Genomic DNA, 22407 nt, shown 5'->3' on the forward strand with positions numbered 1-22407 from the left:
AAAGCTTTATTATTTTCAGGCCCCTCAACTTATACTTGTTGTTATGACAACGCTATCGTATGCAGCGCAGAGAATCAAAACAGATGCGACTAATCCGCTGATAAAAGTGTCTGATGCTTAGCCTATTCGTCACTCACCAACTAAATAAGCGCTGTCATGTTGGTTTTCTCCAAGCTCAACTATTCTGAGGTAAAAAGTGAGCACGGATCTGACGCTATTTGTAACTAGCTCAGCCCAAAAAAAAACCTGATGGTGATTCATCAGGCTTTTATTCGTTAATTGGCGCAAAACAATCTAGTTTATCAAAGCACTTAATTGCGTTTCTTTTTTCAGAATATCTTGATAAAGCGCGAATTGATTGCGTGCTCGCTCCAAGTTATGGGTTTCATGGTGCGTTGCAAAATAATTGTCACCATCCAAGTAGTCGGTCAAGAATCGAATACCTATCATGAGTGGCATCACTTTCGCGCCAAGTATTAAACTCTTTCTTTCAATATCAGTTAACTTTTCTGATACTTCTGCGATATACCCCTTTACGATCGCTTCAAAGATTTCAACGCGAACCACAACATTACTTAAATTCGTAGAATCTTCTGGTTCAGGAGAACAAAAGGTACGAACCATATCACCAAAATCATACAGCCAATACCCAGACATACAGGTATCAAGATCTATAACAGCTTTGGCTTTATTGGTAGAGGCATCAAACAACATGTTGTTTATCTTGGTATCATTGTGGCAAACACGCAATGGTAGCAGTGCTTCCATTGCTGTTACTTCATTCGCGAGACGGTATTGCGATTGGCAAAACTCGATAACGTCTAAACACGTATCAACACGACCAACAGGATCCGCTTCAATCACACTTTTTAATTTATCGATTCTCATTGCTAAATTATGAAAATCAGGGATCACCGGAAACAACTGTTTTGCATCAAAGTCATTTAATGCGTTAGCAAAGCATCCAAACGCACCTGCAGCAGTTTGCGCTTTAATCGCACAATCTACGACATCTTCACTATAGCTCTTGCCAATAAATTCAAGCGCGCGCCACACCTCTCCTTGGTATTCAACCAAGAACTTGCCAGCACGGGTAGGCACGTGTTTTATGATACCTAATTCGTAAGAGCCTGAATCTAATTTAGACGCCAGGTGCTGTTCAATTAAACGAGCATTTTCAACCAGCTGATTAGGTTCAGGAAATACAGTTGTATTTAATTTTTGAACTACCAACACACGTTTGCTGTCCTTTAAAAGCATGGTGGTATTAATATGCCCGCTGCCAATAGGTTTCATTGAGATTTCTTCCTCACACAGGCCGTACTGCACAGCCAAATGCTCAGCGATTGAAAGGTATTCCATACTTACCCTATAAACTGGCTTATTAATTACACTTGCGGTTAATTCATCCGTGACGTAGTTCATATATTTTTCCTGCGACACTATCTATTTCTTCTTTATAAGTAACACCAAACCACCTGTCGTGAGCTTCAAATACTCGGACGGCAGCTTGGTCAAAATTAATCATATGCTGAATACAATCGGGTAGATAATACTCTTTTTTGACATCGCTGTCATGAGATTCTAGAAAATGCTCGAATAACATTTCAAGATTATCAAAAAGTTGCTGAGTTACTCCCCAGCATGTCATCGAAACGAGGCTGTTTGCTGCGACATGTACGTCTCTGTTATTAAAACACCCTCTATAGCCATCGTCGACCCGACGTATATTTAAGTACTCATGCACTTGCGTAAGGTAGTTTTCTGACAAGGCACATATGCCCCTATTTACTCCACCAAGCTCTGACATGGTTTGGGTTAAAGGATAGGCTACTATCGCCATTTCGCTAGTATTATGATCTTTATTACAAAAATGCGAAACTAGCTGCCGATATGCACTAGGTCCATAGTAGTCGTCCGCAGTAATTACAATGGCATTACCTGCGATATTTGAACGGGCACACAACAACGCATGACCTGTTCCCCAAGGCTTTGAACGTTTTTCGGCAATATCTTTAAACCGCTCTGGCACACACTCAATTGACTGCTCTACCAGCTCAACTTTTAACTCGCGAGGCAGTCTAGGTAATATCACTGACTCAATGGTAGATCTGACCAAGTCATTAATCACCAACACGACGTGCCGTACACCAGCGCTATAGGCATCTGCAATGCTCAGCTCCATGATTGTTTTACCCAATTTTGGTAACTCTGCTATCTGCTTATTGCCACCAAAGCGAGTACCTAACCCGCCAGCAAGTACAACCAAGGTTGGTAAGTCTGCGCTTGTCATTATATTTTTATATAAAATTGAAAACTACAGCGCAGTCTACCTAGCTTTTTTACAAATTTAAAGCAATTGCAAAAATTGCATTGTTCCAATAATAATTTTTGTCGTCATGTTTGAGTTCTTATCTCTGGCATTGTCTTTATAAAGTACGCTGGCAAATATATTTAGTTTCCAGATACTCCTCAAGTCCTTCTGCTCCCCCTTCTTTGCCTAACCCAGATTCTTTCATGCCTCCAAAAGGGGCTGCTGGATTGGATATTCCCCCTTCATTAATGCCTAGCATCGCAAAATCTAGGTTTTGCGATACACGTGCGATTTGTTTGATATCTTGAGAATAGAAATAAGCAGCCAGCCCGGCATCAACTTCATTCGCCTTGTCTATCACATCAATTTCAGATTCAAACTCTATAATGCAAACTACTGGCGCAAAAATTTCACTATGATAAATCGCCATCTCAGAGGTCACTTTTTCTAGTATTACTGGAGACATACTAGAGCCATCTAGCGCTTTAGTTGAGTAAGTTGCATAAGCCCCTTTACTAAGCGCGTCTTCGATTAATTGTGTAGCCTTATCTTTGGCTAGCTCTGTGATCAGTGGACCAATATCATAGTGCTCATCCAACCCAGAACCTACTACTAATGCACCTACACGGTTTATTAGTTTCTCTAGAAATTTTGTCCGTATTGCTTGGTGCACAAAGATACGGTTTGCGGCAATACAGGTTTGCCCAGCATTTCTAAACTTGGCTGCGATTAACCCGTCAACGGCAGCATCTACATCGGCACTCTCGAATACAATAAATGGCGCATTACCTCCCAACTCCAATGAAACATGTTTCATCGTGTCGATGCATTGTGCATACAGCAACTTGCCAACTTGGGTAGAACCGGTAAAAGTCAGTTTTCTAATTTCTTTCTTGCTCGTTAGATGTTTTACCAACTGCTCGGGCTGTGCGCTTACTAACACTTGAAAAGCTCCGCTTTCCATACCAGCTTCAAGTGCCAACTTCGCAATTTCTATCGCACTAATCGGCGTTAATTCAGAGGGCTTTAAAATAAAGCTACACCCTGCCGCATAAGCTGGCGCGACTTTACGCGTTATCATAGCCAACGGGAAGTTCCATGGCGTTACACCAAGTACCACACCGACGCCCTGTTTCACTGTCAATAGCTGGTGATTTTGCGAGTGGGCGGGGATAACTGTGCCATATGCGCGTTCGGCTTGTTGCGCATACCACCTCACATAGCCCGCAGCATAAGTAACTTCAGCCAGTGATTCTTTTAGAGGCTTACCTTGCTCTAAGGTGATTATTTCAGCTAAGTGAGCGCGCTTTTCCATTATTAGTTGATACCAACGATAAAGCGTATTACTGCGTGCCTGTGCGGTGGTGCTTTTCAGCTCGAGAAAACAGGCATGGGCACTCTCTAGTGCTTGGTCAGCTTCAACTAAACCCGTTTGTGTCACCTGTGCAAGTAAAGAACCATCAGCCGGGTTATGTACGGCCAATAACTTGTCACTTTGGTGATTTAATCCGTTAATGATTGAACAAATAGTCTGACCGTTTAAGTACATAATTTTTCACTCCAAATAAAAAAGGCTGTAGTGATAAGCTACAGCCTTTTCGATAAAATTTATGAATTAGTGCTCTTCATTAACAATGTTTAAATTATATTTTGGAATTTCTACAACCAAATCTTCATCGTTAATTACAGCCTGACAACCCAGACGTGATTCAGGTTCCAAACCCCAAGCCTTGTCTAACATGTCATCTTCAAGCTCATCACTTTCTTCCAGCGAGTCAAACCCTTCGCGGATAACAACATGACATGTCGTACAAGCACATGACTTTTCACATGCATGAGGGATACTGATCCCATTTTTTAACGCGACATCTAGCACTGTATCACCAGATTTTGCGTCGATCGCCGCGCCCTCAGGACAAAGCTCTTCATGGGGTAAAAAGATAATTTGTGGCATATTAAACCTCGTCTACAGACTGACCTTGCAGTGCCTGTTTGATTGATACATCCATGCGGCGAGATGCAAATTCACTACTTGCTTCATCAACCACTTCAATTGCATGCTTTATCGCATCTGGATCCGATGCATTTTGGCGTTTTTCATCTAACATCGCCATCGCCTCTCTTAGGCAATTTAACTCTTCTTCGTTCAATAACGCAGACTCTGTTGCCAATGAAGCTTCAAGGGCTTCAAGTACTCTCAGCGCCTCAACCTGCTGCTCTTTGAGCATACGTGCTTGCATGTCTTCTTTAGCAAAACTCATCGAGTCTTTTAGCATTTGTGCAACCTGATCATCGCTCAAACCGAATGACGGCTTTACTTGGATCTCGGCTTGAACGCCAGTCGACTTTTCACTCGCAGACACGCTCAACAAACCATCCGCATCAACTTTGAACGTAACGCGAATATGTGCAGCACCTGCCGCCATGGCAGGAATGCCTTTGAGACTGAATTTAGCCAGCGAGCGACAATCATCCACTAATTCTCGTTCACCTTGCAGTACATGTAATGACATCGCAGTTTGACCATCTTTGAAGGTGGTGAACTCCTGCGCACGAGCAACTGGGATGGTTGTATTACGTGGAATGATTTTTTCTACCAAACCACCCATAGTCTCTAGACCTAAAGACAGAGGTAAAACGTCCAATAACAGCATATCCGAGTCAGGCTTGTTACCAGCTAAAATATCGGCCTGAATGGCAGCGCCAATAGCTACAACTCGATCAGGATCAATGGAGGTCAATGGCTCTTTTTCAAAAAACTCACCAACCGCTTCACGGATCACTGGCATACGGGTTGACCCACCAACCATCACGGCTTCAAGTACTTCTTCTTTGCTGATACCTGCATCTTTTAGCGCTCTACGGCATGCTCTGAGCGTTTGTTTAACAAGTGGTGCAACTAGCTCAGCGAACTGTTCTTGCGTCACTGATACCAAATGCTCAGTTGAGCGCAGTTCGAGTTTCACGTTGACTGTTAAATAGCTACTTAAGGCTTCTTTACAGGCTTTTGCTTTTTGGATCAATAAACGTAGCTCTTGTGGCGTTAGCTCACTCAGCCCTAACTCTGACTTAAAGTGCTCAACCAGCACAGCATCAAAGTCGTCTCCACCTAAACTTGAGTCACCACCCGTTGCCAATACCTCAAAAACACCTTGATTCAAACGCAGTATTGAAATATCAAACGTACCACCACCTAAATCATAAACGGCAATTACACCTTCTTGGCCTGAGTCTAAGCCATATGCAACCGCTGCTGCTGTTGGCTCATTGAGTAATCTTAGAACTTTTAAACCAGCTATTTCAGCAGCATCTTTGGTACTTTGCCTTTGTGCATCATCAAAGTAAGCAGGTACAGTGATAACACTCCCTACTATATCCTCTCCCGCAAAGCTCTCTGTCGCTCGCTGATAAAGGGACTTTAAAATTTCTGCTGATGCTTGGATTGGGTTGATTGGGCCTGCAACCGTGTTGATTGCCAGTGCGCCCTGATGTTCAACAAACTCATAAGGTAGGCTTTGGTAGCGCGTGGTAACTTCCGCAACAGATTTGCCAAGAAAACGCTTCACTGAAATAAGCGTATTAGTTGGATCTTCAACCGCAGCCAATTGCGCTTGTTGACCTACAGTGACATTCTCAGCATGGTATCTTACGACAGACGGCAGCATAGCGTCGCCATTAATATCCGCAAGCGTTCTGGCTTCACCACTTTGTACTGTGGCCACCAAAGAATTAGTTGTACCTAAGTCGATACCTATTGCCAGTTTGTGTTCGTGAGGTGCCGCGCTCTGCCCCGGCTCAGCAATTTGCAATAATGCCATAATGCTCTTTTAACTTAAGTGGTGACGCTAGATTAATCGAAAAGGCTATCTTCAATACGAGACAGCTCTTCACGTAATTTATATATGAATTTTAACTTGCGAATATTGTCGGCAGCAACTTCTAACACCGCGAGATCTTGATCAATAAGCTGCTCAGCTAGTTTCGCGCTGTACTGTTGGTCCAGCACTTTAATTTGGGCTTCAAACGCATCGATTTCATCTTCTGGATCGCTGCTATGCTGAATGTCCTCCAGTGCCTCTCTTAGCTCCATTTGCTGCATTAAAAATGCTGGGTCTTGCAGTGTTTGCTGCTCCGCTCTGATATCGACACCTTGCTCACTTAACATATACTCAGCACGCTTCACAGGGTGTTTCAAAACCGCTAAAGCGTCATTTATCTCAGACGTTTTTTGCACAGCAATTAGCTTTTCACGCTCACTTTTCCCCGCAAACTTATCGGGATGAACGGCACGCTGTAGTTCTAAATAACGCTGATTTAATACTGATAAATCTACGTCATAACTTACTGGTAAATTAAATAATTCAAAATATCGCATACGGACCTAATACAGCAAAGCCCTACCAAGGCAGGGCTTTAGCTCACTATCTGTTATAGATGGTTAAACGGTAAAGCTTTCACCACAACCGCATTCGTCTTTTTGATTTGGGTTGATAAACTTAAACCCTTCATTAAGACCTTCTTTGGTGTAGTCTAGCTCGGTACCGTCAATATAAACCAAGCTTTTTGCATCAACGATGATTTTTACGCCCATTTCTTCGAACACTTCATCACCTTCTGCAAGCTCATCAACGAACTCGAGTACATACGCAAGACCTGAGCAGCCAGTGGTTTTAATTCCCACTCGCAAGCCAAGACCTTTTCCTCGGTTCGCAAGGAAAGTCTGCACACGATTTGCAGCTGCTTCAGTTAATGTCACTGCCATAATTTATCTCTTACTTCGCCTGCTTGTTTTTGTAGTCTGCAATCGCTGCTTGAATTGCGTCTTCAGCAAGGATTGAACAGTGGATCTTTACAGGCGGTAGTTCAAGCTCAGCAGTAATGTCTGTGTTTTTAATTTCTGCAGCTTGGTCAAGAGTCTTACCTTTCACCCACTCTGTTACCAAAGAAGATGAAGCAATCGCACTACCACAGCCGTATGTCTTAAACTTTGCGTCTTCAATAACACCTTCGTCAGACACTTTAATTTGCAGTTTCATTACGTCGCCACAAGCCGGTGCACCAACCATACCAGTTGCTACATTTGGATCGTTTTTGTCTAACGTGCCTACATTACGTGGGTTTTCCACGTGGTCAATTACTTTATCACTATATGCCATAACTCTTTCCTCACTAACCGCTTATATACTTGCTACAGTGTCAATACAAGCTGTCTTGTTTAATGGTGTGCCCATTCAACTGAATCTAAATCAATACCGTCTTTAAACATTTCCCAAAGAGGAGACATCTCTCTCAAACGACCGATTGAGTCTTTGATAAGCTTGATGGTGTAATCAATTTCCTCTTCTGTTGTAAAACGACCGATACTGAATCGAATTGAGCTATGTGCCAATTCGTCATTGCGGCCTAGTGCACGAAGTACATAAGACGGTTCAAGGCTTGCTGATGTACAAGCAGAACCAGACGAAACGGCAATATCTTTCACAGCCATCAGAAGAGATTCACCTTCAACATAGTTGAAGCTGATATTAACAATACCCGGTACAGATTGGTCTACAGTGCCATTGAAATACACTTCTTCCATATCCATAATGCCGTCAATTAGACGCTGGCGTAGTGCGCTAATGTGTGCATGATCTTTGTCAAAATCATCCTTAGCGATACGGAAGGCAGAACCCATGCCCACAATTTGGTGTGTTGCTAAAGTACCTGAACGCATACCACGCTCATGACCACCACCGTGCATTTGCGCTTCAAGGCGAGCACGAGGTTTACGACGCACATATAACGCACCAATGCCTTTAGGGCCATAAACTTTGTGGCCAGAAAAAGACATGAAATCAACTTTTAACTGTTTCATGTCGATTGCAACTTTACCTGCGCTTTGTGCACCATCTACATGGAACATGATTTTGCGCTCGCGGCACATCTCACCGATTGTCGCAATGTCTTGAATAACACCCAGCTCGTTATTTACATGCATAACGCTGATTAAAATAGTGTCTTCGCGGATTTCACTTTCTAGCTTTTTAAGATCTAATAGGCCGTTTTCTTCTACATCCATATAAGTGACCTCAAAGCCTTGACGCTCTAGTTCACGACATGTATCAATGACCGCTTTATGCTCAGTTTTAACTGTAATGATGTGCTTACCTTTCTTTTGATAAAAGTTCGCAGCACCTTTAATTGCCAAGTTATTTGATTCAGTTGCGCCAGAAGTAAATACGATTTCACGCGGGTCTGCGTTAATCAAATCAGCGATATCATTACGTGCTTGGTCAATTAGTTCTTCGGCCTGCCAACCAAAACGGTGTGAACGGGACGCAGGATTACCAAAGTTACCATCCATTGTCAGGCATTGCATCATCTCGTCAGCAACGCGCTGATCAACCGGCGTGGTCGCAGCATAATCTAAATATATCGGTAATTTCATTTCTTTCTCCGCTTGACGCCAATTATAGTTGGCAACTCACTTGAATATTATCTAATTGCTTCATCGCATCGCTAACGCTTCTATCTTGACGTGATGCAACTGATTGCACATCAGAGTTAGCGACTAGCTCGGCAAGGGAAATACTGTTTAAAAATTCTTCTATTCGCACGCTTAAATCCGACCACAAGGTGTGGGTCAAGCAGCGCATACCACTTTGGCAACCACCACCTTCGCCGTGACATCTTGTTGCATCAACCGACTCATCCACCGCGTTGATTACATCTCCAACAGAGATCGTGTGTGCATCACGCCCAAGGAGATAACCTCCACCAGGACCCCGCACAGAGCTAACCAGCCCATTTTTACGAAGGCGTGCAAATAATTGTTCTAAATATGATAGAGATATTTCCTGACGTTCAGAAATATCAGCCAGAGGCACAGGTCCAATGTTTGCGTGTAGCGCTACATCTAGCATTGCAGTTACTGCATACCTGCCTTTTGAAGTCAGTTTCATACGCGCCTCTAGGTTACATTTATCAAATGCCGCAAATTGTAATTACCTGACTAAGATAGTCAAGTATTAACGACACCTATTGCTTATAAAATAAGTTACTACTTACTCAGTCTCATTTAGCTAATACCTGACTAATTTAATCAGGTATTATCGACATTGTAATTACCCGAGTAATTTAGTCAAGTATTACTGTGATGAAAGTATCTAATCTTTAGATTCTTTCCAATCTTGACTACTTCGTTGATTTGTTAACTGAGCTGAGAATGCCACGCAGGATGTTAAGCTCTTGATCTTCTGGTCTTGCGCGATTGAACAAACGCTTGAGTTTTGTCATCACCATGCCGGGGTGCTGCTTTACAATAAAACCAGTGTCATTCAAGGTTGATTCAAGGTGCTCATAGAATAAGGCCATTTGCTCAGACGTAGGATACTTTGTGTCATCAACTTCTGGCTTAGCTTCTTGTGTGTCCAAAAACGTCATGCGCGTTTCGTAGGTAAGTGTTTGTACAGCCATTGCTAAATTCAAAGAGCTGTATTCAGGATTTGCAGGAATACAAACATGGTAGTTACAAAGCTGTAGCTCTTCGTTTGTTAAGCCACTGTTTTCTCTTCCAAACACAAGTGCAACTGGACCATCGTTAGACTCTGTCACGAGTTTTTGTGCACATTCTCTTGGATCAACCATAGGCCAAGACAAAGTGCGAGAGCGTGCGCTTGTACCAATCACCAAACTACAATCTGCGATGGCATCTTCTAGTTTGTCTACGGTTACTGCATCACCAAGGACATCTGTCGCACCAGCTGCCAGCGCACTTGCGTGACTGTCTACCTCGCAAGCAGGATCGACTAAATATAATTTTGAAAAGCCCATGGTTTTCATTGCGCGTGCAACTGAACCAATATTTCCCGAATGTGAAGTGTTCACAAGTACGATTCTAATATCTTGTAATGCCATGCTATTTATCTCAGACAAAAATAATGGCGTAGTTTACCATAGGTTGACAGGATCAAACCACCAAACCAACTGAACAAAAAAACACCAATCTTTTTCATGCAAAGTTATTTACTTTATCGAGAAAATCGCTAGAATACGCCGGCTCAAAAAATTTAGTTCTTTTACAATTCAAAGGTAATGCTATGCATCCAATGTTAAACATTGCGGTACGCGCTGCGCGTAACGCGGGTAAAGTGATCTTACGTGCAACAGAAGATCTGTCTCAAGTTGAAGCGACTCAGAAGGGTACTAACGACTTCGTGACAAGTGTTGACACAGAAGCTGAACGTGTGATCCGTGACACAATTCTAAAATCTTACCCAGATCACGCAATTGTTGGAGAAGAACTTGGCCACACTGATGGCAAAGACAAAGATTACCTTTGGGTTATTGATCCTCTTGATGGCACAACTAACTTCATCAAAGGCATCCCTCACTTCGCAATTTCAATTGCACTTAAAGTAAAAGGCCGCGTTGAACAGGCTGTTGTTTACGATCCAATTCGTAGCGAGTTATTCACCGCATCTCGTGGCCAAGGCGCCCAATTAAACAATAAACGTATCCGTGTAACTAAGAGCAACGAGCTTGCAGGTAGCGTGCTAGCAACTGGTTTCCCATTCAAGCAAAAGCACCACTTGGACGCGTACACCGAAGCTTTTAAAGCACTATTCATTCATACAGCTGATATTCGTCGTGCAGGATCTGCTGCACTAGACATGGCATACGTTGCTGCTGGCCGTATTGACGGTTTCTATGAAATTGGTCTTAAGCCTTGGGATACAGCGGCAGGTGAACTGTTAGTAAAAGAAGCTGGCGGTATGCTTATGGACTTTGCAGGTGGTGCAAACTACAACAACAGCGGCAACATCGTCTGTGGCGCACCTAAATTGTGCCAAGCGATTGTTAAAGAGATCCGTCCAGTACTGACTGAGTCTCTACTTAAATAAGTAAACGCATTCTTTGAATACAAAAAAACCAGGCTAAGCCTGGTTTTTTTATTGGATATCACGTGTGTTACTTAATTTCCACACGCTGCGAACGCATCACCACTTCATCGTTCAGCTCAATCCCAATACCTGGCTCTTCCGATACCTTAAATACCCCTTTTTCAGGCTGTGGATCCTGAAGGCAAAGCTCTCTATTCCACTTTTTAATAGCATATGTATGATGCTCATGAATTAAGAAGTTAGGAATAGCCGTTTCTAAATGCAATGAAGCCGCTGTTGCGACTGGACCGCCACAAACGTGTGCTTGAATACGGATATCAAAGATATCTGCGTAGTCACAAACTTTTTTAGTTTCAGTAAAACCACCACATAAACCAATGTCTGGCTGCAATACATCAATACTTTGATCTTCAAAATAAGGTCTTACATCCCAGCGATTATAAAGGCGTTCGCCTCCTGCGATAGGTACAGCTGTTTTATTGGCAACTTTGGCGTGTAAGGAATGGTTTAAGTAGTTCACAGGCTCTTCGTAATACATGCAGTCAAATTCTTCTGCAATCTCTGCAATTTGAATTGCCGATGTCGCACCCGGTAAACTGTGACATTCAAAAATAATATCAACTTCGTCGCCTACCGCTTCGCGGATAGCTTGCATACGCGCTCGATATAGCTTCATTTCGCCGCGAGAGATGAGCTTTGTGCGGTCATAATATGTATTGCCATCTTTGTCATACATAATTGGATCGACCTTCACCGCGTCATAGCCTTCTGCTAGCGCTTTATGAGCCGCTTCAGCATATTCATGAGGCTGTACCAATGCCTTAAACTCGCTATCCCAGTCAAATTGCAATTGTGATGCATAAGTACGTAACTCTGGATTTACTTTACCACCTAACAACTGGTAGACAGGTAAGTTTAGCGCCTTGCCTTTAATATCCCAAAGTGCAGTATCAATGGCACTCATTGCAGCATATACAACAGGACCACCGCCTAATCCCCAGAAGCTCTCTCGCAACATACGAGACCATAATAGCTCAGTTTGGAATGGGTCATGACCAATCAAAAATGCCTCAGCCATTTCTTTGATCATACTTGCCGCAGCACTGTGCCCCAAGTCATAAGCAAGCCCAGCCTCACCTACTCCCGAGATCCCTTCATCAGTATGAATTCTGATGAAGACAGGTGTCCAAGCTGGTCTGTCTGGACAGTGTATATCAAATACTTCGACGCGATTTACTTTCATTTCGACTCCTATTTGGCAAAGCCAGGATCTAAGCGATATGCTTTTCTGAGCATTGCAGGCCAAGCTAACTGACCACCGGTACTCCCGCTGTGCACAACTTTAGCTTGATTATAAATGTTATCTTGGATTGGTTGAGGTACTGCAATTGCAGGTTGCCCAGTGGCTAATATCGCCACTTGAATTTCACACGCTCTTTGCAAATCATAAAAGCGCATAAATGCATCTCCAACAGTTGGCCCCAACGTCAGACCACCATGGTTTACCAAAAGCATATGATTGGTATTGCCCAGATCTGCTTGCAAACGCGCCCTTTCGTCATCATTTACAGCAAGTCCTTCATAACCGTGATAAGACAGAGAAGGAAGAGAAAACATACTGTGTTGACTCAGAGGTTGCAGTCCACCTTCAAGGCTTGCAACGGCAATCGTTTCTTTGGTATGTAAATGAATAACGCAGTGGGCATCTTCACGTACTTCGTGGATCGCACTGTGAATTGTAAAACCAGCTGGGTTTATCTCGTAGGGTGTATCGTCGAGAATATTTCCTTGCAGATCTACTTTGACTAAATTGGATGCGGTTACCTCGTCAAAGCTCAGACCAAATGCGTTAACTAGATAATGATTGGTCCCTGGCAACCTAGCTGACATATGGGTATAAATTAAGTCACCCCAACGAAAATGCTCAACCAAACGATAACAAGCTGCAAGATCAACGCGTAACTTCCACTCTTCATCGCTCACTTTACCCTTTAGGTTTAACTCAGGTAGATCAAACATCTCTGCTCCTTACACTCACCATGGTGTTTTTAGATGTATAGAAGTCTAAAACACATAAAAAAATAGTTCAATACACAGAGCTCCCCCTGTGCAAATTAATTCGGTACTAAAAAAGCCACCATGAAAGGTGGCTTTTTCCGGCAGTCAAAACTTAGTTTACTGTAGAAAGATAGGCAGCAATCGCTTCTAGTTCTGCATCAGATACATTGGCCACCATGGCTTTCATCGCCGCAGACATACCATTGCTACGTTTGCCTGTTTTAATATCTTTCATTTGTGCTAAAAGATACTCTTTACTTTGCCCATTAACTTTTGGGTACAAAGGCATTATAGGTGACTTCCCTTCCGCTCCATGGCACGTTTGGCATAACTTTGCAGAGTACAGTGCTTTACCATCTGCAGCAGCTACATTACCACAGAGCATTGCGGTGACAGCCATGCTCGATGCAAACACAAATTGCTTTATCTTCATCATATCATTTCTCTTTTTTGACGGTTATTTAACCAGTGTAGACGACTCAAAGCCGCTCTACACAATTACTTAATTCAGTTTTAGAATATGAACCAAGTCAACGAAGAGAAATGAACCTAATACATTACCAAGTCAGGTCGTCTGGTACTTCATACCCAGCGTATGGGTCATCGTCATCCTGTTTGTCATTATTATCTTCGACATGGAAAACGATATACTTTTCATCGACCTCAGCAATTTTTCTAGCTGGATCATCTTCTAATACATAGAATTGTCCTTCCAATACACAAATTGCTAAACGCCCCTTTGATAAAGCCTGTTGTGTCTGTTCGTTTACATCTAACTCTTTTATCTTACTTTCATAAGTGAAGTTAAATGTACGATCGCCCCTGATCTCGGCTTGGTTATGGTGTTCTAGGATTTGTTTAACACGTGCGACTTGTTCACGTTCTTTTAATTCGTCTTGCTTCGCTTTATTTTGCGCTTCTGCTTTTTGCTGTTGAGCAAGCTTAGTTTGCTCAATATGTTTTTGCAGATCTGTTTTATCGCTTGTTGCGCCTTTTTTCTTTTTCTTCTTTTGCTGCTTGCGTTTTTCCGTCTTGGCAACTTTCATTTTGTGCTCAGTTGTCAAACCGGCTTTTAACAGCTGATCCTGTAAAGAACCCATAATGCCACTCCATCAATCTAAACTTGCCGCCATTTTAATAAAAAAATTAGCAAATCTCTAAACAATTTCTTTAATAGCTAGGGAAAAGTACATACAGCTTCTAACAAACACGAATTCATTTTTGAGCCATGTGCACTAATCTAGCAAAGCCACTGAAGTAATTTATGATGTATAACAAGTTTTTACTTCTTTTTAGAGAAAAAGATCCGTCAATTGTAGATAATAATAAAGTACATTCATCGCTAAGAAATTACATGCCAATATTTCATTTACTGCTCTGCTCTGTGGTTATATTTTTTGTGCTTTATGCGCCACAACCTATGCTGGCTCAATTTGCAGAATACTTTGCCATCACACCAGCGAAAGCGGGCCTTTTAATGACAGTCACCATGCTACCTTTGGCTGTGGCACCCATTTTTTATGGGCTGGTTTTAACTAGGTTTTGTAAACTCATTGTGCTTCGTAATACTATGATTGCGCTGGCACTGTGTTGTACCGTGATTGGTCTCACTGGGCAGTTCGAGCTGTTTTTAACTATGCGATTTATCGAGGGGCTATTACTACCGGCGGCGCTGACTTCAATGACAGGCTATATAGGGCAAACCTGGCAAGGCCAATGCCTGCGTAAAAACATGACCTGGTATGTAGGTAGCACCATTGCTGGGGGGTATTTAGGAAGAGCTTTGGCAGCAAATTTTGCAACATGGTGGGGGTTTGAAAGCTTTTACCTATTTAATGCTTTTTTGCTATTGATGCTTGCTTTGGTGATCAAACCAGCGTACAAAAAAACAACAATCCAACCGCCGCTCACTTCTCCAAAAGCTTATTTAAAACCTTTAAAATCGGCCAAGTTGCTGCGCCTTTATGGGGCGGTGTTTTGCATGTTTTACTGCTTTTCAGCGTTGCTAAATTACCTACCTTTTATATTGAGTAACGAGTATCAAATCAAAGACCCTAAGCTGATAGCTTGGGTATACAGTGGCTATTTAGTCGGCGCATTGATCTCTATGGTTACCCCTTTGCTATCAAAATTAACCCACAATAATTGGCAGATTTTAACGACGTTATTTGCAATATACAGCATGACTTTATTGGCCATGCAATGGAACTCTCTCAGCCTCTTTGTCGCCATGTTTACACTCTTTTGCGCTTGTATGTTTATGATACACGCCAGCGCAGCTCCCCTAGCTAACGAGCTCAGTACGGCCAATGCAAGCATCACCAATGGCGCTTACGTATCATTTTATTATTGTGGCGGAGCACTAGGTACTTTCGTACCCGGCTTTATATATCAAATATATGGGTTGGCAATCTTCTTACTTAGTTTATTATTCGTGTGTATATTTGGCGGGTACTTAGTAATGCAAAATCAACGCACTGGCAGTGAAACCCAGTGTGGAGTGTGACCACTACTTTGCCAAAATACCTTTAAATCAGCCAGCTGTAATACCCAGGTTTTGTCATTTTCAAAAGGGTGGCACTGCCATTGCTTAGCATCTTCCAATTCACTATCTAACCACAATTCAACATGATTTTCTGAGTCATTGAAGGTCGCAAGAGCAGAGACACAACCAGGCTTTACTTGCAGGTATTTCTCCAAACGCTCACTGGAACAAAACCCAAGTCGAGAAAGCCCCTGCTGCTTTGACAAACTTTTTAGATCAAGCTGCTTTTCAGCGAGCGTGATCACTAAAAAGTGCCTTTTACCATAGTTGTCGCGTAAAAATAGGTTCTTTAACCCAGTCCCATCTCGCTCAAGGCCTATTTCTTGGGCTACGCTGCAATTTTCCAATGGCATATGTTGATAACTTGTATAGCGAATATTTAATTGAGCTAGGTGTCGCTCTAACGCCTCATAGCGAGATGTAGTCACAAACAGTGCCCTCGCAATTGCACACTGCGTTGACGCCAATAAACATTGTCAATGTTATAACCGCTCTGACAATAGTTGTCGGCTTTCAAAGCTTGCTGTAATAGTGTCACAGCAGTATCCTCAAGTGCTAACTTCAATTCAGACGACTCTTCAACTCGCTGGTATTCTGCAAACCTTTTTAGCTCCTTTTTTGATATGGGCTTATTCTTAGCAAGATCCATTCGAGGTGATGACTTTACAGTCACTACAAACGCGAATTCAGGCTGACCTTCAGCGTTGACGCGCTTATGTAAGGTTTGTTTTTCTATTTCAAAATCTGGTTTTGGGGCGGAACTACATGCAACCAACATAGTTGACAAGAGCAGTAAAAATAGACGACTCATAATTTTCCTATCCATAAATTTGCCCCAGTGTACCAAAGCTGCTCGTATTTTTGAGTTTTTTAATAAAAAAACTTGACGCGGGAAGCAAAAGTCTTTAAATTTCGCCTCGTCCAAAAGACATGTTGGGGCTATAGCTCAGCTGGGAGAGCGCCTGCCTTGCACGCAGGAGGTCAGCAGTTCGATCCTGCTTAGCTCCACCAATTCTCTTTTGTGATATTCCCAATTTAAAGTGGGGCTATAGCTCAGCTGGGAGAGCGCCTGCCTTGCACGCAGGAGGTCAGCAGTTCGATCCTGCTTAGCTCCACCACTTTACTAACTTCTTATATTTCCCGTTCCATTAACCAAATATTTTTCGGTTGTTAACGACTCCAATCCCATTGGACCATATGCATGCAATTTAGTAGTTGCAATACCGATTTCAGCGCCTAAACCTAGTTGACCACCATCACTAAATCTAGATGACGCATTTACCATGACAACAGATGCATCCACGCATGTCTGAAACTGTTTAGCAGCTTGCTCAGATTTAGTACAGATAACTTCAGTGTGGTGACTGCCAAATTGGTCTATATGTACCAGTGCCCCAGAGAAATCATCAACTATGCGAATTGCGATTTCTAGTCCCAAATACTCTTCGCCAAATTCGCTATCATCCAGTACGTTTGCACAGCTAAAATAAGCAGCCGCAGACTGACAAGCATGAACCTGAACACCTGCCTCGCTCAACACTTCTCTCACCCGTGGCAAAAAGGTTTGCGCTATTGCACTGTGTACTATTAGCCCTTCGAGTGCATTGCATACACCAGTCCTCTGTGTTTTGCCATTTAAAAGCAATTCGATTGCCATATCTAAATCTGCATCTTTGTCTACATACAAGTGGCAGACCCCCTTAAAGTGCTGAATAACTGGAACAGTACTGTGCTTAGTCACAAACTCTATCAAGCCTTCCCCCCCTCTTGGGATTATTAGATCGATATAGTCCTTTTGCTGCATTAGCTCTAGCATAAGTGCTCTATCAGGATCCGGAACGACAGTGATCAGCTCAGTAGGTAAACCATGTGTATCAAGCACACTATGCATAACATGCGCTATCGCCAAGGAGCTATTTAGCGCCTCCTTTCCACCGCGCAAGATTACACCATTGCCAGACTTGAAACACAGGGCACCTGCATCAGCGGTCACATTTGGCCTAGCTTCGTAAATCATGCAAATAACACCCAAAGGTACGCGCATTTTTTGCACTTCAATGCCACTCGGTTGCTTGCCAAGAGTTCGCGTCTCACCAACTGGATCTGGAAGCGCCGCCACTTCCTCTAACCCTACAGCCATATCGTTTATACGTTGCGAGTTTAAAGTTAAACGGTCTACCATTGCCTGAGAAAGCTGATTGTCCCGTGCCGCGCCAAGGTCTAGCGCGTTCGCCTCTAAAATACCCTGCTCGTTTGCTCTAAGCGCGCTAGCCATCTCGATCAGTATGGCGTTTTTCTGTTCAGTATCGAGAATCGCCAGCTTTTTTGCAGCCTTTGCGGCGTTCTTCGCCAAATTAGTTATTAATGTCATTGCCTTCCTCTCATCCCTTGCTTTATGTGTCTTCACACAAAACCTGTCACTCAGACCTTGATAATACGCATTTTAAAAGAGCTGGGTAAAGTGAATATTGTTTAAATTGCACACTTAAATTGCTCGTCCCCCTACCAGAAAATTTGTCAAAAGAATCGGAAAAAAGAGCGCACTTTTAACAACTTATTCTCTTTTTTGACTTATTTACTATGATATAACGAGGCTAACACTATACTAATATTCAATAAGCTAACTAAGCTGGAGAGTTTATGTCGGCTATTTACATCGCCGCAATTGCCATATGTTCTGTATTTGCCCAATGGCTGGCATGGGTTGCCAAAGTACCCGCTATTTTATTTTTACTTTTGACAGGGCTATTGCTTGGCCCTGTTTCTGGTGTGTTAGACCCCGATAAACTATTAGGTGATCTCCTTTTTCCCGTCGTATCCCTGTCTGTTGCCATCATTCTTTTTGAAGGATCTTTGACGCTTCACTTTCGAGAGCTAAAGGGAATTGGAAAAGTAGTTCGTAACCTCTGCTCAATTGGCATGTTAACCACCTTCGTTATAATTACGGCCTGTGCCATTTATGTATTGGAGCTGGATTGGCCCGTCGCGGCCGTTTTGGGCGCAGTACTGGTTGTAACCGGACCCACAGTTATAGCGCCAATGCTTAATGCCATGCGTCCAACCAAAGATATAGATCGAATTTTACGTTGGGAAGGCATTGTTATTGACCCAATCGGCGCTTTATTCGCTGTATTGGTGTTTGAGGCTGTCAGTTTAGTCGACCAAGACGGTGTATTCAGCCACACATTAATGGCACTGCTATCAACACTCGGCGTCGGATTAAGTGTGGGTATCGTTTCTGGCTGGTTTACCAGCTATATTATCCGCAAAGAGTGGCTGCCATTTGAGCTGCACAAGTTTGGAATATTAGCTCTGGTCTTGATGAGCTTTACACTGTCAAACCATTTAAGTCACGAGTCAGGCTTACTAGCCGTGACGATTTTTGGTATTTGGCTTGCCAATCAGGATGATTTAGAAATAGATGCTGTGCTAGAGTTCAAAGAAGACTTGTCGATGATATTGATTTCTAGCCTATTTATTTTACTTGCTGCACGTTTGAAGCTAGAAGAGCTAATGATGCTAGATAGTGGAATTTTTTGGTTTTTAGCCATCGTGTTATTTGTCGCCAGACCCCTCAGTATTGCCGTTTCGACTTTTAACAGTGACATTCCGCTCAAATCTCGCTTAATGCTCGCATGGATTGCCCCACGCGGTATTGTTGCCGCTGCGGTAGGATCTGTATTTGCGCTCAGTATGGCACAATCCGGGCACCCAGATGCGGCTAAGATTGTACCGCTCATTTTCACTGTCATCATTGTCACAGTCATACTCCAAAGTTTAACTGCAACACCTTTGGCACGGCTACTGGGTGTACGACAACCCAGTCCAAATACTCTGTTGATCATTGGTGCCAACCATGTAGCACGCGCAATTGCCTGTGGACTAAAAGAGCAAAATATAGACGTTTACCTATCTGATCCAGCATGGGAGAACTGCAAAATGGCGAGAATGGACGGCCTGCCTTGTTATTATGGTAACCCGCAATCGGAACATGCGGAGCGCTACCTGCCCCTAACCAGCCTTCACTCGGTACTCGCTTTATCGCCAAATCGCCACCACAATGCATTAGGCGTACAGTACTTTTCTCATTTACTCGATGAGCAGAGTGTCTATTCGTTAAAATCATCGACAAACCACGCCAAAGCAAATAAAGACAGTGCAACGTTTTTATCTCGGCAAATCTTATTTGGAGACACAGGTAATTACGCCAAACTAAGTAGTTTAATGGCAAAAGGCGGTAAAGTAAGTGCAACTAGACTGTCAGAGGAATTCAGTTGGGAGCAATACTTAGAAATTAATAAAGAAGCAATTCCCTTGTTCATCATTTCTGAACAGAAAAAAGAGGACGATCCTTTATCCGTGAGGCCTTTTACCTCCGAAGAGGAGAAGCTCCCACAACAGGGTGACAAAATTTTGGCTTTGCAGCCACCTAAAATGTCTATTTTGAAAGACCCTGCAAGCAAAGAATCCTCTATTGGAGAGAAGTTAAGTAGCTAAGTTAATTTGGTAATCTAGCCCGTTTGATAACACTCTCGGGCATTTTTTTAGCTAAGCTCGTCAGTGAACTTTCAATTTGTTTGTGCACCTGCTTATCTGCAACTACAGCATGAAACAACCATCGATAAGCATCTTCATAGTCTCGGGGGCTTCCAAACCCCTGATTGAATAACCCAACAAGACGCAATTGGGCATTTAAGTTCCCAAGCGCAGCTGCTTCGCGTAAATATACAATTGCCATCGCTTTGTCAGCCTGTACCAACTGACCTATGTCATAGTATCTGCCGAGTTGCTCGAGCGCCGCGGCTAGGCCTTGCTGTGCCGCTTGCTTCATATAATACAGACCCAACTCCACATCGCGCTCAACGCAGACTGCATATGCCAACATATCGCCATACAAAAACTGATAAGAAGGCAGGCCCATAATTTCCGCTCGCGCTTCTATATCCTGCACTAACTGGCAATCATCGTCTTTCACACGCTGTAAATGGGCATTATTATTGATTAAGGTGATCAACTCATCTTGAGTGTATAAAGGCACTGCCTCTATTTGTTCATTGGCAGCACAGTGTCCTGCAAGTATGAACCCAAGCGTTATAAGAGGAAGTCGAAGTGTTCTAATCATAATATTTGGCAATTATTTGATGTCTACAAATATGAATACAAAAACCATACCAAATTATTTTATAGGACATAATTGGATATAAAAAAAGCTGCCGAAGCAGCTTTTTTTACTTTTCATTATTCGCCGAATGGGTTGCGAACAATCATTGTTTCTACACGGTCTGGGCCTGTTGAAATGATATCAATTGGCACACCGGTAATTTCTTCTAAGCGTTTGATGTAGTTAATAGCTGCTTCAGGAAGCTGCTCAACTGAAGTTGCGCCGAATGTGTTCTCGCTCCAACCTGGCATCTCTTCATAAACAGGCGTTACCTTCTCGTAACCTTCTGCCGCAAGAGGTGTTACGTTTGTAACTGTGCCATCTTCTAGTTGGTAACCAGTACAAATTTTGATTGTCTCTACACCATCTAAAACATCTAGTTTAGTTAAGCAGAAACCAGTGATACTGTTGATTTGTACCGCACGACGCATAGCAACCGCGTCAAACCAACCTGTACGACGTAAACGGCCTGTCGTCGCGCCAAATTCATGACCTTTTTCACCTAAGTGCTTACCAACTGGGTCCTGCTTGTCTACACCGTCGTAAAGCTCAGTTGGGAAAGGACCTGAACCAACACGTGTTGTGTAAGCTTTAACAATACCTAGCACGTAATCTAGGTTTAACGGACCAAAACCAGCACCCGTGGCTACACCACCTGCTGTGGTATTTGACGAAGTAACATAAGGGTATGTACCGTGGTCGATGTCTAGAAGTGTGCCCTGCGCACCTTCAAACAAGATGTTGTCACCTTTCTCACGAGTTTGATCAAGTAGCTCTGTTACATCAACAACCATTGCTTTCAGGATTTCAGCAATTTCCATTGCGTCATCGTAAGTCTTCTGGAAATCAACAGGCTCAACTTTGTAGTAGTGCTCAAGTGAGAAGTTGTGGTACTCAATAACTTCTTTAAGTTTTGCAGCGAATTGCTCTGGATTGAATAGGTCGCCAACACGAAGGCCGCGACGTGCAACTTTGTCTTCGTACGCTGGACCAATACCACGACCGGTTGTACCGATTGCTTTGTTGCCACGTGCAAGCTCACGAGCTTGGTCTAGTGCAACATGGTAAGGAAGAATTAGCGGACATGCTTCACTGATTAGTAGGCGTTCGCGAACAGGTACGCCACGCTCTTCAAGCATGTTTACTTCTTTCATTAGTGCATCAGGTGCTAATACAACACCGTTACCGATCACACACTTTACGTTGTCACGTAAAATACCAGATGGGATCAAATGTAGTACTGTTTTCTCACCATTAATAACCAAAGTATGGCCCGCGTTGTGTCCACCTTGATAGCGTACAACTAAAGAAGCCTTATCTGTAAGTAGGTCTACAACCTTACCTTTACCTTCGTCACCCCATTGGGTGCCTAATACAACGACGTTTTTACCCATTGCAATATCACTTAGAAAAAATTAGGCGCAGATTTTACCAGAAAAGGTAG

General features: G+C 42.9%; 23 protein-coding genes and 2 tRNA genes. 5 read left to right on the forward strand and 20 right to left on the reverse strand.

Annotation, left to right across the window (positions count from 1 at the left end):
* Positions 1 to 294: 294 nt before the first annotated feature.
* From MHN81_RS00080 to trmJ, 11 genes are all read right to left on the reverse strand, one after another.
* A complete protein-coding gene (locus MHN81_RS00080) occupies positions 295 to 1362 on the reverse strand; it encodes an aminoglycoside phosphotransferase family protein (protein ID WP_036976512.1) in 1068 nt (355 codons plus the stop codon).
* 43 nt (positions 1363 to 1405) lie between these two features.
* Positions 1406 to 2293, reverse strand: coding sequence for an NTP transferase domain-containing protein (locus MHN81_RS00085; RefSeq protein ID WP_239424743.1), 888 nt, complete (start codon positions 2291 to 2293; stop codon positions 1406 to 1408).
* A gap of 136 nt (positions 2294 to 2429) precedes the next feature.
* Entirely contained in the window at positions 2430 to 3863 is a 1434-nt protein-coding gene (locus MHN81_RS00090; protein ID WP_023399928.1) for an NAD-dependent succinate-semialdehyde dehydrogenase, read from the reverse strand.
* Between the two features lie 66 nt (positions 3864 to 3929).
* Positions 3930 to 4268 (reverse strand): ISC system 2Fe-2S type ferredoxin, encoded by a 339-nt coding sequence (gene fdx, locus MHN81_RS00095; protein WP_023399927.1) that lies wholly within the window; start codon positions 4266 to 4268, stop codon positions 3930 to 3932.
* Position 4269: 1 nt separating this feature from the next.
* On the reverse strand, positions 4270 to 6132 hold the full coding sequence (gene hscA / locus MHN81_RS00100) for a Fe-S protein assembly chaperone HscA (protein WP_239424744.1): 1863 nt from the start codon (positions 6130 to 6132) through the stop codon (positions 4270 to 4272).
* 32 nt (positions 6133 to 6164) lie between these two features.
* Positions 6165 to 6689 (reverse strand): co-chaperone HscB, encoded by a 525-nt coding sequence (hscB, locus tag MHN81_RS00105; protein ID WP_023399925.1) that lies wholly within the window; start codon positions 6687 to 6689, stop codon positions 6165 to 6167.
* A gap of 63 nt (positions 6690 to 6752) precedes the next feature.
* Positions 6753 to 7076, reverse strand: coding sequence for an iron-sulfur cluster assembly protein IscA (iscA, locus tag MHN81_RS00110; RefSeq protein ID WP_023399924.1), 324 nt, complete (start codon positions 7074 to 7076; stop codon positions 6753 to 6755).
* Positions 7077 to 7086: 10 nt separating this feature from the next.
* Entirely contained in the window at positions 7087 to 7470 is a 384-nt protein-coding gene (gene iscU, locus MHN81_RS00115; RefSeq protein ID WP_023399923.1) for a Fe-S cluster assembly scaffold IscU, read from the reverse strand.
* 59 nt (positions 7471 to 7529) lie between these two features.
* Complete coding sequence (locus MHN81_RS00120) at positions 7530 to 8744, reverse strand: IscS subfamily cysteine desulfurase (RefSeq protein ID WP_023399922.1); 1215 nt, start codon at positions 8742 to 8744, stop codon at positions 7530 to 7532.
* A 22-nt stretch (positions 8745 to 8766) separates the two neighbouring features.
* Positions 8767 to 9258, reverse strand: a complete 492-nt coding sequence (gene iscR, locus MHN81_RS00125; protein ID WP_211010968.1) for a Fe-S cluster assembly transcriptional regulator IscR — start codon at positions 9256 to 9258, stop codon at positions 8767 to 8769.
* Between the two features lie 232 nt (positions 9259 to 9490).
* Positions 9491 to 10213 carry a tRNA (cytosine(32)/uridine(32)-2'-O)-methyltransferase TrmJ gene (gene trmJ / locus MHN81_RS00130; RefSeq protein ID WP_023399920.1) on the reverse strand — a complete coding sequence of 241 codons (723 nt, stop codon included), beginning with the start codon at positions 10211 to 10213 and terminating at the stop codon, positions 9491 to 9493.
* Positions 10214 to 10395: 182 nt separating this feature from the next.
* Between trmJ and suhB the strand changes: the two genes are divergently transcribed.
* Positions 10396 to 11199 (forward strand): inositol-1-monophosphatase, encoded by an 804-nt coding sequence (gene suhB, locus MHN81_RS00135; RefSeq protein WP_023399919.1) that lies wholly within the window; start codon positions 10396 to 10398, stop codon positions 11197 to 11199.
* Positions 11200 to 11266: 67 nt separating this feature from the next.
* On the opposite strand, the gene MHN81_RS00140 is transcribed toward suhB, so the two are convergent.
* The 4 genes from MHN81_RS00140 to MHN81_RS00155 form a co-directional block, all read right to left on the reverse strand.
* Positions 11267 to 12442 (reverse strand): mandelate racemase/muconate lactonizing enzyme family protein, encoded by a 1176-nt coding sequence (locus tag MHN81_RS00140; RefSeq protein ID WP_023399918.1) that lies wholly within the window; start codon positions 12440 to 12442, stop codon positions 11267 to 11269.
* Positions 12443 to 12450: 8 nt separating this feature from the next.
* On the reverse strand, positions 12451 to 13218 hold the full coding sequence (locus tag MHN81_RS00145; RefSeq protein ID WP_023399917.1) for a class II aldolase/adducin family protein: 768 nt from the start codon (positions 13216 to 13218) through the stop codon (positions 12451 to 12453).
* Between the two features lie 151 nt (positions 13219 to 13369).
* Positions 13370 to 13693: a c-type cytochrome gene (locus MHN81_RS00150; RefSeq protein WP_023399916.1), complete on the reverse strand. Its 324-nt coding sequence runs from the start codon at positions 13691 to 13693 to the stop codon at positions 13370 to 13372.
* Between the two features lie 121 nt (positions 13694 to 13814).
* Positions 13815 to 14357: a DUF2058 domain-containing protein gene (locus MHN81_RS00155; protein ID WP_023399915.1), complete on the reverse strand. Its 543-nt coding sequence runs from the start codon at positions 14355 to 14357 to the stop codon at positions 13815 to 13817.
* A 254-nt stretch (positions 14358 to 14611) separates the two neighbouring features.
* Between MHN81_RS00155 and MHN81_RS00160 the strand changes: the two genes are divergently transcribed.
* Positions 14612 to 15763 carry an MFS transporter gene (locus MHN81_RS00160; protein WP_239424915.1) on the forward strand — a complete coding sequence of 384 codons (1152 nt, stop codon included), beginning with the start codon at positions 14612 to 14614 and terminating at the stop codon, positions 15761 to 15763.
* Here the strand turns inward: MHN81_RS00160 and MHN81_RS00165 are convergent.
* Both MHN81_RS00165 and MHN81_RS00170 read right to left on the reverse strand, forming a co-directional pair.
* Positions 15727 to 16230, reverse strand: a complete 504-nt coding sequence (locus MHN81_RS00165; protein ID WP_023399913.1) for a prolyl-tRNA synthetase associated domain-containing protein — start codon at positions 16228 to 16230, stop codon at positions 15727 to 15729. The two genes, MHN81_RS00160 and MHN81_RS00165, sit on opposite strands and share 37 nt — an antisense overlap.
* Positions 16227 to 16628, reverse strand: coding sequence for a hypothetical protein (locus MHN81_RS00170; protein ID WP_052027392.1), 402 nt, complete (start codon positions 16626 to 16628; stop codon positions 16227 to 16229). The genes MHN81_RS00165 and MHN81_RS00170 overlap by 4 nt, the downstream gene beginning before the upstream one ends.
* A 109-nt stretch (positions 16629 to 16737) precedes the next feature.
* On the opposite strand from MHN81_RS00170, the gene MHN81_RS00175 reads away from it, so the two are divergent.
* Positions 16738 to 16813, forward strand: a tRNA-Ala gene (locus MHN81_RS00175).
* Between the two features lie 31 nt (positions 16814 to 16844).
* Positions 16845 to 16920: transfer RNA gene (locus MHN81_RS00180), tRNA-Ala, on the forward strand.
* Between the two features lie 5 nt (positions 16921 to 16925).
* Here the strand turns inward: MHN81_RS00180 and MHN81_RS00185 are convergent.
* Positions 16926 to 18173, reverse strand: a complete 1248-nt coding sequence (locus tag MHN81_RS00185; RefSeq protein WP_023399911.1) for a glutamate-5-semialdehyde dehydrogenase — start codon at positions 18171 to 18173, stop codon at positions 16926 to 16928.
* Positions 18174 to 18442: 269 nt separating this feature from the next.
* On the opposite strand from MHN81_RS00185, the gene MHN81_RS00190 reads away from it, so the two are divergent.
* Positions 18443 to 20299, forward strand: coding sequence for a sodium:proton antiporter (locus tag MHN81_RS00190; RefSeq protein ID WP_023399910.1), 1857 nt, complete (start codon positions 18443 to 18445; stop codon positions 20297 to 20299).
* A 1-nt stretch (position 20300) separates the two neighbouring features.
* On the opposite strand, the gene MHN81_RS00195 is transcribed toward MHN81_RS00190, so the two are convergent.
* Positions 20301 to 20924 carry a flagellar protein MotX gene (locus tag MHN81_RS00195; protein WP_239424745.1) on the reverse strand — a complete coding sequence of 208 codons (624 nt, stop codon included), beginning with the start codon at positions 20922 to 20924 and terminating at the stop codon, positions 20301 to 20303.
* Positions 20925 to 21040: 116 nt separating this feature from the next.
* Positions 21041 to 22357, reverse strand: a complete 1317-nt coding sequence (locus MHN81_RS00200) for an adenylosuccinate synthase (protein ID WP_023399908.1) — start codon at positions 22355 to 22357, stop codon at positions 21041 to 21043.
* Positions 22358 to 22407: the final 50 nt, after the last annotated feature.

This window comes from Pseudoalteromonas sp. Of7M-16, assembly GCF_022347805.1.
Classification (GTDB): domain Bacteria; phylum Pseudomonadota; class Gammaproteobacteria; order Enterobacterales; family Alteromonadaceae; genus Pseudoalteromonas; species Pseudoalteromonas luteoviolacea_F.

Bases quoted from the DNA above. Each gene is read 5' to 3' on its own strand.
- MHN81_RS00080 (WP_036976512.1), bottom strand. From the start codon at position 1,362: ATGGAATACCTTTCAATCGCTGAGCATTTGGCTGTGCAGTACGGCCTG.
- MHN81_RS00085 (WP_239424743.1), bottom strand. From the start codon at position 2,293: ATGACAAGCGCAGACTTACCAACCTTGGTTGTACTTGCTGGCGGGTTA.
- MHN81_RS00090 (WP_023399928.1), bottom strand. From the start codon at position 3,863: ATGTACTTAAACGGTCAGACTATTTGTTCAATCATTAACGGATTAAAT.
- fdx (WP_023399927.1), bottom strand. From the start codon at position 4,268: ATGCCACAAATTATCTTTTTACCCCATGAAGAGCTTTGTCCTGAGGGC.
- hscA (WP_239424744.1), bottom strand. From the start codon at position 6,132: ATGGCATTATTGCAAATTGCTGAGCCGGGGCAGAGCGCGGCACCTCAC.
- hscB (WP_023399925.1), bottom strand. From the start codon at position 6,689: ATGCGATATTTTGAATTATTTAATTTACCAGTAAGTTATGACGTAGAT.
- iscA (WP_023399924.1), bottom strand. From the start codon at position 7,076: ATGGCAGTGACATTAACTGAAGCAGCTGCAAATCGTGTGCAGACTTTC.
- iscU (WP_023399923.1), bottom strand. From the start codon at position 7,470: ATGGCATATAGTGATAAAGTAATTGACCACGTGGAAAACCCACGTAAT.
- MHN81_RS00120 (WP_023399922.1), bottom strand. From the start codon at position 8,744: ATGAAATTACCGATATATTTAGATTATGCTGCGACCACGCCGGTTGAT.
- iscR (WP_211010968.1), bottom strand. From the start codon at position 9,258: ATGAAACTGACTTCAAAAGGCAGGTATGCAGTAACTGCAATGCTAGAT.
- trmJ (WP_023399920.1), bottom strand. From the start codon at position 10,213: ATGGCATTACAAGATATTAGAATCGTACTTGTGAACACTTCACATTCG.
- suhB (WP_023399919.1), top strand. From the start codon at position 10,396: ATGCATCCAATGTTAAACATTGCGGTACGCGCTGCGCGTAACGCGGGT.
- MHN81_RS00140 (WP_023399918.1), bottom strand. From the start codon at position 12,442: ATGAAAGTAAATCGCGTCGAAGTATTTGATATACACTGTCCAGACAGA.
- MHN81_RS00145 (WP_023399917.1), bottom strand. From the start codon at position 13,218: ATGTTTGATCTACCTGAGTTAAACCTAAAGGGTAAAGTGAGCGATGAA.
- MHN81_RS00150 (WP_023399916.1), bottom strand. From the start codon at position 13,693: ATGATGAAGATAAAGCAATTTGTGTTTGCATCGAGCATGGCTGTCACC.
- MHN81_RS00155 (WP_023399915.1), bottom strand. From the start codon at position 14,357: ATGGGTTCTTTACAGGATCAGCTGTTAAAAGCCGGTTTGACAACTGAG.
- MHN81_RS00160 (WP_239424915.1), top strand. From the start codon at position 14,612: ATGCCAATATTTCATTTACTGCTCTGCTCTGTGGTTATATTTTTTGTG.
- MHN81_RS00170 (WP_052027392.1), bottom strand. From the start codon at position 16,628: ATGGATAGGAAAATTATGAGTCGTCTATTTTTACTGCTCTTGTCAACT.
- MHN81_RS00185 (WP_023399911.1), bottom strand. From the start codon at position 18,173: ATGACATTAATAACTAATTTGGCGAAGAACGCCGCAAAGGCTGCAAAA.
- MHN81_RS00190 (WP_023399910.1), top strand. From the start codon at position 18,443: ATGTCGGCTATTTACATCGCCGCAATTGCCATATGTTCTGTATTTGCC.
- MHN81_RS00195 (WP_239424745.1), bottom strand. From the start codon at position 20,924: ATGATTAGAACACTTCGACTTCCTCTTATAACGCTTGGGTTCATACTT.
- MHN81_RS00200 (WP_023399908.1), bottom strand. From the start codon at position 22,357: ATGGGTAAAAACGTCGTTGTATTAGGCACCCAATGGGGTGACGAAGGT.